The sequence below is a fragment of the Pseudomonas sp. KBN12P06040 genome (assembly GCF_037574965.1).
Taxonomy (GTDB): domain Bacteria; phylum Pseudomonadota; class Gammaproteobacteria; order Pseudomonadales; family Pseudomonadaceae; genus Pseudomonas; species Pseudomonas aeruginosa.
Window position 1 is genome coordinate 38,496 of sequence record NZ_JBBELS010000001.1, and the last position, 13,363, is coordinate 51,858.

At 62.4% G+C, this 13,363-nt stretch carries 13 protein-coding genes; 7 read left to right on the forward strand and 6 right to left on the reverse strand.

Features of this window, described 5'->3' with window-relative positions:
• Nucleotides 1–236: 236 nt before the first annotated feature.
• Nucleotides 237–569 (forward strand): YegP family protein, encoded by a 333-nt coding sequence (locus VQ067_RS00170; protein WP_003111990.1) that lies wholly within the window; start codon nt 237–239, stop codon nt 567–569.
• Nucleotides 570–706: 137 nt separating this feature from the next.
• Nucleotides 707–1,519: a hypothetical protein gene (locus VQ067_RS00175; RefSeq protein WP_020750993.1), complete on the forward strand. Its 813-nt coding sequence runs from the start codon at nt 707–709 to the stop codon at nt 1,517–1,519.
• A gap of 100 nt (nt 1,520–1,619) precedes the next feature.
• Here the strand turns inward: VQ067_RS00175 and VQ067_RS00180 are convergent.
• The 3 genes from VQ067_RS00180 to gmhB all read right to left on the reverse strand — a co-directional run bounded on the left by VQ067_RS00180 (nt 1,620) and on the right by gmhB (nt 4,904).
• Nucleotides 1,620–2,782, reverse strand: a protein-coding gene (locus VQ067_RS00180) for an IS3 family transposase (protein ID WP_108720486.1) whose coding sequence is annotated in 2 segments (ribosomal slippage) — nt 1,620–2,527 and nt 2,527–2,782 — 1,164 coding nt in all. Because the reading frame shifts where the segments join, the coding sequence is not laid out codon by codon here.
• 800 nt (nt 2,783–3,582) lie between these two features.
• A complete protein-coding gene (locus VQ067_RS00185; RefSeq protein ID WP_033991583.1) occupies nt 3,583–4,356 on the reverse strand; it encodes a lysophospholipid acyltransferase family protein in 774 nt (257 codons plus the stop codon).
• A gap of 11 nt (nt 4,357–4,367) precedes the next feature.
• A complete protein-coding gene (gene gmhB / locus VQ067_RS00190) occupies nt 4,368–4,904 on the reverse strand; it encodes a D-glycero-beta-D-manno-heptose 1,7-bisphosphate 7-phosphatase (RefSeq protein ID WP_003120688.1) in 537 nt (178 codons plus the stop codon).
• 331 nt (nt 4,905–5,235) lie between these two features.
• Between gmhB and VQ067_RS00195 the strand changes: the two genes are divergently transcribed.
• Nucleotides 5,236–6,942 (forward strand): di-heme-cytochrome C peroxidase, encoded by a 1,707-nt coding sequence (locus VQ067_RS00195; RefSeq protein WP_340080797.1) that lies wholly within the window; start codon nt 5,236–5,238, stop codon nt 6,940–6,942.
• 56 nt (nt 6,943–6,998) lie between these two features.
• Here the strand turns inward: VQ067_RS00195 and glyS are convergent, their stop codons facing one another.
• Nucleotides 6,999–9,053, reverse strand: a complete 2,055-nt coding sequence (gene glyS, locus VQ067_RS00200) for a glycine--tRNA ligase subunit beta (RefSeq protein WP_031638558.1) — start codon at nt 9,051–9,053, stop codon at nt 6,999–7,001.
• Nucleotides 9,053–10,000 (reverse strand): glycine--tRNA ligase subunit alpha, encoded by a 948-nt coding sequence (gene glyQ / locus VQ067_RS00205; RefSeq protein WP_003097276.1) that lies wholly within the window; start codon nt 9,998–10,000, stop codon nt 9,053–9,055. The genes glyS and glyQ overlap by 1 nt, the downstream gene beginning before the upstream one ends.
• Nucleotides 10,001–10,104: 104 nt before the next feature.
• On the opposite strand from glyQ, the gene VQ067_RS00210 reads away from it, so the two are divergent.
• The 4 genes from VQ067_RS00210 to VQ067_RS00225 all read left to right on the forward strand — a co-directional run bounded on the left by VQ067_RS00210 (nt 10,105) and on the right by VQ067_RS00225 (nt 12,839).
• A complete protein-coding gene (locus tag VQ067_RS00210) occupies nt 10,105–10,656 on the forward strand; it encodes a DNA-3-methyladenine glycosylase I (RefSeq protein WP_033991582.1) in 552 nt (183 codons plus the stop codon).
• 144 nt (nt 10,657–10,800) lie between these two features.
• Nucleotides 10,801–11,688, forward strand: a complete 888-nt coding sequence (locus tag VQ067_RS00215; RefSeq protein ID WP_003097282.1) for a lysophospholipid acyltransferase — start codon at nt 10,801–10,803, stop codon at nt 11,686–11,688.
• Nucleotides 11,689–11,772: 84 nt separating this feature from the next.
• Nucleotides 11,773–12,039, forward strand: a complete 267-nt coding sequence (locus tag VQ067_RS00220) for a PilZ domain-containing protein (RefSeq protein WP_003114645.1) — start codon at nt 11,773–11,775, stop codon at nt 12,037–12,039.
• Between the two features lie 146 nt (nt 12,040–12,185).
• The gene (locus tag VQ067_RS00225; RefSeq protein ID WP_003142200.1) at nt 12,186–12,839 is read left to right on the forward strand and encodes a 7-cyano-7-deazaguanine/7-aminomethyl-7-deazaguanine transporter; all 654 of its coding nucleotides are present in this window, start codon (nt 12,186–12,188) and stop codon (nt 12,837–12,839) included.
• Between the two features lie 61 nt (nt 12,840–12,900).
• Here VQ067_RS00225 and VQ067_RS00230 read toward each other — a convergent pair whose 3' ends face one another.
• Complete coding sequence (locus VQ067_RS00230; RefSeq protein WP_033938268.1) at nt 12,901–13,173, reverse strand: hypothetical protein; 273 nt, start codon at nt 13,171–13,173, stop codon at nt 12,901–12,903.
• Nucleotides 13,174–13,363 lie beyond the last annotated feature (190 nt).

Here is a 13,363-nt window from a genome sequence, read left to right on the forward strand (position 1 = left end):
TTATATGACACCTGGTTAAACTGGATAATTTAAGCAGAGTGGTAATCGATATGGCTACTAACCCTCCGGCAGGTGATGGACATCGTAACGGTGCAGTGCGCCAGCGTTCCCAGACTCAGACTCCGTCTGGACATTGGGTCAAGCGTGACGCGGAAACCGGTCAATTCATGGACGTGAAAACGTCGGACAAAACGCCCTTCAAAGGCGTCCGGAAAGAGAAGTAGGAGATCATCATCATGAGCGCGAAATACGAAATTTTCCTGGGTGCAGATCGTCAGTATTACTTCCGCTTGAAGGCGCCGAATGGCGAGAAAATCCTGGCCAGTGAAGGCTATACCACCAAGGCGAACTGCCAGAATGGTATCCAATCGGTGAAGGTGCACTCGCCGTACGACACCAACTACAAGAAGCTCACGTCCGTTAACTACCAGTACTACTTCACTCTGCACGCAAATAATGGGCAAGTGATCGGCAAGAGCGAGACCTATACCACTGCTCAAGCGCGAGACGGCGGCATCGCAGCAGTCAAAGCTTACGGTCCCATTGCTCCGGTAGTCGACCTCACCTGACCGGCTGAGCTGGTGAAAGCCCCCGCTCTGCGGGGGCGTGATGCGATCAGACGATGGGTGATAGGGGCAGGGTGAGCATTAAGACCCCCTCCCTGAAGATGGTTTTCCGCTAGTTGACGGTATAAGCGAAGACACTGATGGATGTAGCAAAGTGCACTCTGGATGGTAGCGAGTATTCCGCAGTGAAATTCGCCAAGCTTCCGCCCCCCGAAATAGCCATCAAGCGTCGGCACCTGATCTGCATCAGGTGCAGTACGCGGGCCATTTTTGTTAAAGAGGCTCGAAGTGGCCAAGGGCCGCATTTCCGTGCGAGACCTCATGTTAATTGCCCGCTCGCGGCACCAGAATCTGAGCAGGGCGAAGGTGGCGGCGAAGATAAGGACATGCTCCGTAACCCTGGAGATCACATTGTTCTGGACCTTCGATATGGGGCTGCGGAACAGGTTAACGGTGATCCAGAATCGGGTGCTGAAGGTGGTACCAGAGGCGGTCGGTATGTTGGGTCAGGAGGTAATCGGCGGGCGATTTCTAGGCGTAGGCTACGGCCTATTTTGAAGAATTTGATTTTCTCGGAAGAGTTTAGGCGTTCAGATCAGACCATTGAGCTTCCGGACGTTAATGCTTTTCGAGTGCGTGACCTATTTGTCAACTTCTCCGATGTCACCGACGCCCATGTTGGCAGATTTAGAGGATTCTGGGGCGATATTCAAGATATCCGCCAAGGTAGAGATAAAGAGCACTGGATCAACACCGGCGACAAGGAAGACGTAAGTGTGGTGATCGGACAGGACATTTGCGCAGCGTTTCTGAGCTATCACCGCGTCAGTTGGTCGGAGCTTGAGGGTATGCATTTCCTGGTTTTCGGTTGGTTGAACCAGGGGCGGAAAAATAACAAGCTTTGGATTCGCCCCCGAGGTATAGAATTCACCGCCATTTACGATGGGATGTGAACTATTCAGTCTCTCTATGTAGGCTTGCCGGACGTACCAGCATTGCCACCCGACCCTGCTGGTTGAGCGGGCTACGTAAACAAGGGCGGAGGTGTAGTGGTCAACCCATCCCGGACAGTGGGTTGAGTTTTTCTTCGGCCACCGCAGGTGGTAACCCGTCGTTGAATTGATGCGGCCTGATCCAGTTGTAGCGGTGCATCAAGTAATGACTGATGTCCCGTTGGGCCTCCTGCGCCGTCAGGTAACCCGTTGACGGGACCCACTCCGACTTCAGACTGCGGAACAGGCGCTCCATCGGCGAGTTATCCCAGCAATTCCCCCGACGGCTCATGCTCTGCTGCATCCGATAGCGCCAGAGCCGTTGCCGAAACAGGCGGCTGGCGTACTGGCTGCCCTGGTCTGAATGGAACAGCACCTGCTGTGGCCTGCCGCGCTGTTCGTAGGCCATGTCCAGGGCCTTGATCACCAGTTCGGCATCCGGCTTGGCCGAGAACGCCCAGCCGATCACCCGCCGGGTATGCAGATCCAGCACCGCGGCCAGGTAGTGCCAACGGCCTTGCGCCCAGACGTAGGTGATGTCGCCACACCACACCTGATTGGGATGCTCGGTCGCGAATTTGCGGTTCAGCCGATTCGGGATATCCGGCCGCTCAACCGTGGCCTGTTTGTAGGCGTGCGAGCCCGGTTGCTTGCTGACCAGGCCCAGCTCACGCATCAACCGACGCACTCGGAAACGGCCGATGGTCACGCCCTCTTCGCGCAGCATGCCCAGAATGCTGCGGCTGCCGGCCGAGCCCCGACTCTGGCTGAACAACTGGTTGACTTGGCTGCGTAGCGCCACGCGGCAAGCATCGACACGCCGCCGTCGAAGACGGTGGACGTAGTAGCAAGACCGCGCCACATCGAAAGCTGAACAGACCACTTCCACCGACTCCTGCTCACTCAACTGGTCTATCAGCGCGTACGATCGAGTTCGTCCGACATCAAGAGAGCGGTAGCCTTTTTTAATATCGCTTTCTCCCGCTCCAACCGGTTGATCCGGGCTTCCAGCTCCTGGATCTTTTGCTGCTCAGGCGTCAACGCCTTGCTCTTCGGGGTCACACCCTGGCGCTCCGCCTCGAGCTGCTTCACCCAACGGCGCAAGGCCGAATCCACCACCCCCAGCGAACGGCAGGCGTCGATATGGCTGTAGCCTTGGTCCAACACCAGGGCCGCGGCCTCTCGTTTGAACTCGGCGGAAAACGTACGTCGTTGCTTGCTCATCAGACACCTCTCTCACGGCGAGGATTCTCGCCTAAATCGGTGTCCGGGATCAGTAGACCACTACAGAGGTCTATGATCAGGAGAACACGAAACAGAATTGGATCTGGGTGTACCTTTCGGCGCTCTTGGGAGAGGACCTGCGGGAAAGCTCTTTGTGTGCCTATCACGACGGCGGTATGTTCGCAGACGAAGACTACGATGACGACCAAGGCGGTCCGATGTATGTTGCAGGACATGAGGGTATCGAGCTTCAGCCGCTGAGCGCCGCAGATGATGCTGAAGCGAGGCGTCTAGCAGACGAGTACTTCAGCCGCATCGATCCCGCCGGCAGGTAGCTGCGCAAAGCGACATTTATTGAAGCCAGAGTGCTGGGAAAGGACATTAATTCCGGTCGGGAGGCGACACTTTTAGCGCCCATAACGCCTCTGAAACCCCTGATTTTTCTGAAGGGGGGAGCGACAGGTTATGTGCCCCTCGACAGGTCGGCAGACCGACCCTCATGGAAACCCCGGCCTGGCGCCGGGGTTTTCTTTTTGCGCCAGGTAGCCTGGATACGGGCGCCAGGGGTGCCTTGCCAAGGTGTGGTCGAGCCCCGGTTGCTCGCCGGCATTGGCACCCTGGGCCCGGGCCTCCTGGCGGCGTTGCACCGCTCCTGTGGGCAGCGGACGCCGGTCGATTCGGTCGATCGTTGCCAACCGGCCTTGCTTTGCGCCTCGCGTGAAAACAAGAAGCCCCGCTATGGCGGGGCTTCTTTTATCGAATCGGCGCACAGTGCGCCTTGCAGGGGGCTTTGCGGCCCTTCACGAGACCACCGACGGCTCCGGATGGCTGACCCGCTGCTGGATGGGGCTGATCTCGGCCATGGTCTCGCTGACCCAGGCTTCGGCGCGCTGGTTTAGCTCGGCGATGGCGCGCGGGCCTTCGCCTTCGGCGTACATCGCCGGGCCGATCACCACCTGGATGGTGCCCGGGTACTTGGCCCAGCCGGCCTTGGGCCAATACTGCCCGGCGTTGTGGGCGATCGGCAGTACCGGTAGCCCGGCGTTGACCGCCAGGGCGGTGCCGCCGCGGGAGAACTTGCCCATCTGCCCCACCGGAATACGCGTGCCTTCCGGGAAGATCAGCACCCAGGCGCCTTTCTTCAGGCACTCGTCGCCCTGCTTGGCCAGTTGCTTGAGGGCCAGCTTCGGCTGGCTGCGGTCGATGGCGATGGGCTTGAGCAGGGCCAGGGCCCAGCCGAAGAACGGCACGTAGAGCAGCTCGCGCTTTAGTACCTGGCTGAGTGGCTCGAAGAAGCCGGAGAGGAAGAAGGTTTCCCAGGTGCTCTGGTGCTTGGAGAGGATCACGCAGGGCTTTTCCGGGATGTTCTCTAGTCCGCGCACCTCGTAGCGGATGCCGGCGACCACGCGGGTCAGCCAGATCGCGAAGCGGCACCAGTTCTGTACCACGAAGCGGTAGCGGGCGCGGAACGGCAGGATCGGCGCGATGAAGAAGCTGAGGGTGCCCCAGACGAACGCGCTGGCGGACAGCAGCAGGTAAAAGAGGACGGTTCTGATGGCCTGCACTGTCGACATGTATTCTGACCTTACTGAAGTAATGCGCTGGCGACTGCCGCCAGATCGTCGAATATCAGGGTGCCCTCTGGCAAGGGCTTGCCCAGCGTACGTACACCTTTTCCGGTCTTTACCAACACCGGCTGACAATCGACGGCCCGCGCCGCCTCCAGGTCACCGATGCTGTCGCCGACGAACCAGATACCCGACAGATCGACCCCGTAGTGCTCGCCGATCTGCCGCAGCATACCCGGCTTCGGCTTGCGGCAGTCGCAACCGTCATCCGGTCCATGCGGACAATAGACGATGAGGCCGACCTCGCCGCCCTGCTCCGCGACCAGTTCGCGCAAGCGCGCATGCATGGCCTCGAGCACTGCCAGGTCGTAATAGCCACGGGCGATGCCGGACTGGTTGGTAGCCACCGCGACGGTCCAGCCGGCCTGGCTCAGGCGGGCGATGGCCTCGATCGAGCTGGGGATGGGGATCCACTCGTCGAGGGTCTTGATGTAATCGTCGGAGTCGAGGTTGATGACTCCATCGCGGTCGAGAATCAGCAGGGAACGGGACATCGATGCGCAGTTGGCCATGAACGGAAAGGATCGATTCTACCTCAGCCAGCCGGAGCATCGCGGATGGATCGACGAGCCCCCTACGCTGGACAATCTGTACTAGATTCAATAATGGCAATGGAATGGCAATCCCAGGCCAGGGAGTCATTTGGCACGCAGCAGTGGGTGTCTCGGAGTACGTGCGAACCCCTTGGCGGGTGGATCACCGGAGTAACGCAGTAAGCGCCTATCGCATGCCAGCACGGCCGACCGGCCGTGTTTCCACCACAGGTGGAGCGGGCATGACGACGGGGAGTTCCGGGGCGTCTGCCCGTTCCCAAGGACGGTAACCGTGAAACGCCTGAAAAAGACACTGCACCTTTCAAGCTTGTCCCTCGTTTCCCTGGCTCTTTCTTCCGCCGCCCTGACGGCCGCTCCGGTCATGCTCGACCAGGGCAAGGAATGGACCGAAAGCCACCGCCAGGACTTCTACAGCCGCGACCAGGGCTCGCAGGTGATGCCCCTGCCCTGGCTCAAGGCGTTGCGACAGCCGGATGGAACGCCTTTCCTCGCCGACAGCCTGGCCCGCTACGGCTATTTGCCCAATCCCAAGGCGCCCGCGGAAGGCCTGCCGGTGGGCTTCACCGTAGCCGGCACGGGCGCCCGGCAGATGGTCGGCATGACCTGTTCGGCCTGCCATACCCGGCAGATCGAGGTGAAGGGCACGGCCTATCGGATCGACGGCGGTCCGGCGATCGTCGACTTCCAGGCATTCCTCGCCGACCTCGATCGGGCCGTGGGACCGCTGACCAGAGATGACGCCGCCTTCGACGCCTTCGCCAAGCAGATCCTCGGGGCCAATCCGCCTCCCGGTGCGCGCGACGCCCTGCTCGCGGCGGTGAAGGAATGGTACGAGCCCTATCACACGCTGATCGAGCGCGCGCTGCCCAAGGACACCTGGGGACCGGCGCGGCTGGACGCGGTATCGATGATCTTCAACCGCCTTACCGGGCTGGATATCGGCACCGCGCCGCCCTATCTGATTCCCGACAACATCAAGGCGGCGGATGCGCCGGTGCGCTACCCGTTCCTGTGGAACGCGGCGCGGCAGAACAAGACCCAGTGGCCCGGCTTCGCCGCCAACGGCAACGACCTGCTCGGCCTGGCGCGCAATGTCGGCGAGGTCTACGGGGTGTTCGCCACCTTCCACCCGCAGAAGAGCAAGTTCCACCTGCTGGGCATGGACTACCTGAAGGTCAACTCGGCCAACTTCCACGGGTTGGGCAAGCTGGAGGAGCTGATCAAGAAGATCGGCCCGCCGAAGTGGCCCTGGGCGGTGGACAAGCACCTGGCCAGGAAAGGCGCGCTGATCTTCGCCCGCAAGACCGACGAGGGTGGCTGCGTGGAGTGCCACGGCATCCGGATCAAGGACCTGGTGCTTTGGGACACTCCGCTGAGGGACGTCGGCAGCGACAGCCGCCAGCACGCCATCCTCGATGGCCAGGTGCAGACCGGCGTGATGGAGGGCGCGCGGATGCCGTTCGGCCAGCCGCTGAAGGCGACCGACGGAGCCTTCGATGTACTCGCCGTAGCGGTGGCCGGTTCGATCCTGCAGCACTTCGTGCCGATCCTCGGTGAGAAGCACGATGCCAAGGCGGCGGCGGTCAAGCCGGAAAGCGTGATGACCGACGAAACCCGGCAACTGCTGACCGCCTTCCAGAAGCCGGTGCGTACCCAGGCCGACCCCTACCCCTACGAGTCGCGGGTCCTGCAGGGGATCTGGGCGGCGGCGCCGTACCTGCACAACGGCTCGGTGCCGACCCTGGAAGAGTTGCTGAAGCCGGCCGCGGAGCGGGTGGAATCCTTCCCGGTGGGCTCGGCCTACGACGTGGACAAGGTCGGCCTCGCCGCCCAGCAGACCCAATTCGGCAGCTATGTGCTGAAGACCACCGGCTGCGAGCAGCGTGATTCCGGCAACAGCCGCTGCGGCCATGAGTACGGCACCAGCCTGTCGGCCGAGGAGAAGCGCGCGCTGCTGGAGTATCTGAAGGTCCTGTAGTGAAAAAGGCCCGGTGTCGCGAGGACGCCGGGCCTTTTCTTCGAGGCGGGACTGGCTCAGCCGAGCAGCGAGATGTCCGCCACCCCGAGGAACAACCCGCGCAGCTTGGCCAGCAGCGCATAGCGGTTGGCGCGCACCGCCGCGTCGTCGACATTGACCATCACATCGGCGAAGAACGTATCCACCGGCTCGCGCAAGGCCGCCAGGCGGGCCAGCGCGGCGCGATAGTCGCGTGCCGCTGCCAGCGGCGCGACTTCGCTTTCGGCGTTCGCCACGGCGCTGCCCAGGGCCTTCTCGGCGGCTTCCACCAGCAGGCTGGCATCCACGCTCGGCGGAACCTCATCCTCGGACTTGGCGAGAATATTCGACACCCGTTTGTTCGCCGCGGCCAGGGCCTCGGCTTCAGGCAACTGGCGGAAGGCCTGGACGGCCTGTACGCGCTGGTCGAAGTCCAGCGGCGAGCTTGGCTTGAGCGCGCGCACCGACTGGTACACGGCCACGTCCACGCCTTCGTCCTCGTAGCGCGCGCGCAGGCGGTCGAACACGAAGTCCAGCACCTGCTCGGCCAGGCCGGCGGCCTTGACCTTGTCGCCGTATTGCTCGACGGCGGCGTTGACCGCGGCTACCAGGTCCAGGTCGAGCTGCTTCTCGATGAGGATGCGCAGCACGCCCAACGCAGCGCGGCGCAGCGCGTAGGGGTCCTTGCTGCCGGTGGGAAGCATGCCGATGCCGAAGATACCGACCAGGGTATCGAGCTTGTCGGCCACCGCCACGGCGGCGCCGGTCAGGGTCGAGGGTAGCTCGGCGCCGGCGCCGCGCGGCATGTACTGCTCGTTGAGGGCCAGGGCGACGTCTTCCGCTTCGCCGCCGTGGGTGGCGTAGTAGTAGCCGGCGATGCCCTGCATCTCGGGGAACTCGCCGACCATCTCGGTCGCCAGGTCGCACTTGGACAGGATGCCGGCGCGCGCGGCGTTCTGCGCATTGCCGCCTATACGTTCGGCGATGTAGGCGGCCAGGCCGGAGACGCGCTGGGCCTTCTCGAACACGGTGCCGAGCTGGGCCTGGAACACTACGTTGCGCAGGCGCTCGTTGAAGCTTTCGAGCGGCTGCTTCTTGTCCTGCTTGAAGAAGAACTCGGCGTCGGTGAGGCGCGGACGAACCACCTTCTCGTTACCGCTGACGATGTTCTCCGGCGCCTTGCTCTCGACGTTGGCGACGGTGATGAAGCGCGGCAGCAGCTTGCCGTTGGCGTCCAGCAGGCAGAAGTATTTCTGGTTGTCCTGCATGGTGGTGATCAGGGCTTCCTGCGGGACCTCGAGGAAGCGCTCCTCGAAGGAGCAGACCAGCGGCACCGGCCACTCGACCAGTGCAGTCACTTCGTCGAGCAGGCTCGGCGGCACGATGGCGCTGCCCTGTTGCTCGGCGGCCAGTTCGGCCACGCGCTTGGCGATCAGCTCGCGGCGCTCGGCGAAATCGGCCAGCACATGAGCGCCGCGCAGGTCTTCCAGGTACGCTGCCGGGCTGGAAATACGCACATTGTCCGGATTGTGGAAGCGGTGGCCACGGGATTCGCGCCCGGCTTTCTGGGCGAGGATCTCGCACTCGACCACGTCGTCGCCGAACAGCATCACCAGCCATTGGGTCGGACGCACGAACTCCTCGCGGCGAGCTGCCCAGCGCATCCGCTTGGGAATCGGCAGTTCGTTCAACGAGGCCTCGACGATGCCCGGCAGCAGGCCGGCGGCCGGTTGGCCGGCGATGGTCTGGCTGAAGCGCAGCTTCGGACCGCTCTTGTCGATCTGCTGCAGATCCACGCCGCACTTCTTGGCGAAGCCCAGGGCGGCCTGGGTCGGGTTACCGCTGGCGTCGAAGGCGGCCTGTAGCGGCGGGCCGTCTAGGTTGACGGTACGGTCGGGCTGCTGCACGGCGAGTTGCTCGACCAGCACGGCGAGACGGCGCGGCGCCGCATAGAAACGCGCAGCGGCATAGCTCAGACCGGCAGCCTTGAGGCCCTTCTCGATACCGCTGAGGAAGGCTTCGCCGAGGCTGTTGAGGGCTTTTGGCGGCAGCTCTTCGGTGCCCAGTTCGACCAGGAAATCCTTGGCGCTCATCATTCGGCCTCCTTCAGCTTGGCCAGTACTTCGTCACGCAATTCGGGGGTGGCCATGGGGAAGCCGAGGCGCGCGCGGGCCTGCAGGTAGCTCTGCGCCACGGCGCGGGCCAGGGTACGCACGCGAAGGATGTAGCGCTGGCGCTCGGTGACCGAGATGGCGCGCCGCGCATCCAGCAGGTTGAAGGTATGCGAAGCCTTGAGGACCATCTCGTAGGTCGGCAACGGCAGCTCCAGCGCGATCAGGCGGTTGGCTTCGCTTTCGTAGAAGTCGAACAGTTCGAACAGTTTCGGCACGTTGGCGTGCTCGAAGTTGAAAGTGGATTGCTCCACCTCGTTCTGGTGGAACACGTCGCCATAGGTGACCTTGCCGAACGGGCCGTCGGTCCAGACCAGGTCGTAGACCGAGTCCACGCCCTGCAGGTACATGGCCAGGCGCTCCAGGCCGTAGGTGATCTCGCCGGTGACCGGATAGCACTCGATGCCGCCGACCTGCTGGAAGTAGGTGAACTGGGTGACTTCCATGCCGTTCAGCCAGATTTCCCAACCCAGGCCCCAGGCGCCGAGGGTCGGCGACTCCCAGTTGTCCTCGACGAAGCGGATGTCGTGGACCAGCGGGTCGATGCCGATGGCTTTCAGCGAGCCGAGGTACAGCTCCTGGAAGTTCTCCGGGTTCGGCTTCAGGACCACCTGAAACTGGTAGTAGTGCTGCAGGCGGTTGGGGTTCTCGCCGTAGCGGCCGTCGGTGGGGCGGCGGCTCGGCTGGACGTAGGCGGCGTTCCAGGTCTCCGGGCCGATGGCGCGGAGGAAGGTGGCGGTGTGGAAGGTGCCGGCGCCCACTTCCATGTCGTAGGGCTGCAGCACCACGCAGCCCTGCTCGGCCCAGTAGTTCTGCAGGGCGAGAATCAGGTCTTGGAAGGTGCGCACGGCGGGCGTAGTCTGGCTCACGAAATTCACCTGTGCTGAGGCTTCGATACAAAACGCGGAAGTATACCCGATTCCCGCGCCGCCTCGCCCGTCCCCCCGATCCCTGGAAAACCACGGAAAGCCTTATGCCACGCTGCTTCTGGTGCAACGACGATCCTCTCTACATGGCCTACCACGACGAGGAGTGGGGTGTGCCGCAGCGCGATCCCGACGCGCTGTTCGAACTTCTGCTGCTGGAGGGCTTCCAGGCCGGGTTGTCCTGGATCACCGTGCTGAAGAAGCGCGAGCGCTACCGCGAGGTGCTGTTCGGCTTCGACGTGCAGCGGGTGGCACAAATGAGCGACGCTGAGATCGACGAACTGATGCTCGACCCCGGCATCATTCGCAATCGGGCCAAGCTCAACGCTGCGCGGCAGAACGCCCAGGCCTGGCTGGAGCTGGATGACCCGGCTGGGTTCCTCTGGTCCTTCGTCGGCGGCCAGCCGAAGATCAACCATTTCGCTGGTCGTGCCGAGGTGCCGGCGATTACCCCGGAAGCCGAGGCCATGAGCAAGGCGCTGCGCAGGGCCGGCTTCAACTTCGTCGGGCCGACCATCTGCTACGCCCTCATGCAGGCCAGCGGCATGGTCATGGACCATACCCAGGACTGCGACCGTTACGCCCAACTCGTCGGCTAGCCGGGCGCTCCCTGATGGATGCGTTCGGATGTTCCACGTGGAACATCGGCGCGCAGCATAGCTGGTCGCCCCGCTTCCTTGGCTGCCGCCCTCGCCCTTCTTCCTGGCGTACAATGCGCGTTCGAGTCGAGCGAGGAGTGTTTCGTGGAGAAATTCAAAGGTGCCCTGGTGGTGGGGGCCCTACGCCTGTTCGCGCTATTGCCCTGGCGTGCCGTGCAAGGCGTCGGGGCCGGCATAGGCTGGCTGATGTGGAAATTGCCGAATCGATCCCGCGAGGTAGTGCGGATCAACCTGTCCAAGTGCTTCCCCGAGTTGTCCGAAACCGAACTGGAAAAGCTGGTCGGACAAAGCCTGATGGATATTGGCCGTACCCTCACCGAAAGTGCCTGTGCCTGGATCTGGCCGCCTGAAAAGTCGCTGAGGTACATCCGCGAGGTCGAAGGCATGGAAGTGCTGGAGGAAGCGCTGGCTTCCGGCGATGGCCTGGTCGGCATTACCAGTCACCTGGGAAACTGGGAAGTACTCAACCACTTCTATTGCTCTTACGCCAAGCCGATCATCTTCTATCGTCCGCCCAAGCTGAAGGCAGTGGACGAGTTGCTGAAGAAGCAACGCGTGCAATTGGGCAATCGCGTCGCACCTTCCACTCCGGAGGGTATCCTCAGTGTCATCAAGGAAGTGAAGAAAGGCGGTTGCGTAGGGATTCCCGCCGACCCCGAGCCCGCGCGTACCGCTGGGCTCTTCGTGCCCTACCTGGGCACCACTGCATTGATCAGCAAGTTCGTCCCGCAGTTGCTTTCACGCGGCAAGGCGCGTGGAGTGTTCTTCCATGCGGTGCGCCTGCCCGATGGTAGCGGTTACAAGGTGATCCTCGAAGCGGCTCCGGCGGACATGTACGACAAGGACCTGGAAGTGTCTGTAGCAGCCATGAGCCGCGAGTTGGCGAAGTATGTACGAGCCTATCCCAGCCAGTACATGTGGAGCATGAAGCGCTTCAAGAACCGCCCGGATGGCGAGAAAAAATGGTACTGAGGAAAGGGCGTCGGAAGACGCCTTTTTCATATCCGGGTACTATGCTCAGCTCTGCCGCCTCCTCCGCAGGTCCCGAGGGACTCGATGGATAATCAACGACAATACCCACGAACCCCGCTCAAGTGCCGAATCCGTATCAGTCACCCGTTATTTGGCGAGCTGATGGCGCAGACACGCGACCTCTCCGACACCGGGGTCTATGTCAAACACCCGGATCTGACCCAGCTCCCAACAGGCAGTGTCGTTACTGGCCAGGTACAGGATCTGCCGATCGACGCGCCGATCCTGCAGATGGAAGTCGTGCGAGTCGATGCGGAAGGCGTCGGCCTGCGCTTTCTCAGCGAAGCCTGAACGGTGATGTTCCACGTGGAACCCCAGGCATGAGCCACTGATCACAGAGTGGGCGAAACTGCTGCCGGTTATCGGCTAGAATGCGCGCCGCTCGGCATGGTGCCGGGCATGGGTTCCCTCACCCCATCGCGCAAAAAGGACAGTACATGTCAGCCTCTTCTCCGGCGGCCTGGCGCGGCACCCTGGCCGGCCTGATCGCCTTCCACATCGTCATCATCATCGCCAGCAACTACCTGGTGCAGTTGCCGATCACCCTGTTTGGCTGGCACACCACCTGGGGCGCCTTCAGCTTTCCGTTCATCTTCCTGGCTACCGACCTCACCGTGCGCTTGCTGGGCAAGGGCCCTGCCCGGCTGGTCATCGCCCGGGTCATGATCCCGGCGTTGATCGCCTCCTACGTGGTCTCGGTGTTGTTCCAGGAAGCGGCGTTCCGTGGTTTCTCCGCGCTGCTCGAGTTCAACACCTTCGTCGCACGGATCTCCCTGGCAAGCTTCCTCGCCTATGTGCTCGGGCAGATCCTCGACATCCAGGTATTCGACCGCCTCCGTCGTTCCCGGCACTGGTGGACCGCGCCAGTCGCCTCGACCATCCTCGGCAACCTGCTGGACACCTTCACCTTCTTCTTCGTGGCGTTCTGGCGCAGCGACAATCCGTTCATGGCGCAGCACTGGGTGGAAATCGCCACGGTGGACTACGGAGTGAAGCTGAGCATCAGCCTTCTGCTGTTCGTGCCGCTCTACGGCATGCTACTCAACGGCATCCTGAAGATGCTGCCGGGGCGGCCGCAGAGCAACGCTTGAGGCTCATCGAGGCAGTCTGGAGGAAGGGCGCAACGGCCGTGACCGTTGCGCCCTTCTTCGTTCAGGAGGTGGTAGCCCGGTGCGCGGCCGTGAGCAGCGTCAGGGCATCGCCGCCGAGCGTGACCAGGATGTGCGCCACGCGCTGAATGGGAACGCCCTGCCCTGTCCGCACTTCGATCCTTTCCAAGGCCTGGAGGAGACCGAGGAGAGCCCTCAGGCGCTCCTGTACGGATTCGAGCATCTCATTGGCGGAGGCGTTCCGGTGAACGTAGAGAATCGCTTGCTCGTATGGGTATTCGACATAGGACGGGACTGAACGCTCGTGCTTCGACATGTTGGCTCCGGAAAAGTAGTTGAAGTCGGGTGTCGCGTTCGGGCTTGGACCGAAGCGATGAGTCGAAGCTAGAGGGCCGGCAGCGGTCGCTCAATGGGGTGTTGGGCGTTCGGGATGCAGGCTACATCGTTGACAGAAGTTGCCTACGAATGTGTGGAACAGGTCTTTGTAAAAGTGTCGTCGGGGCGTG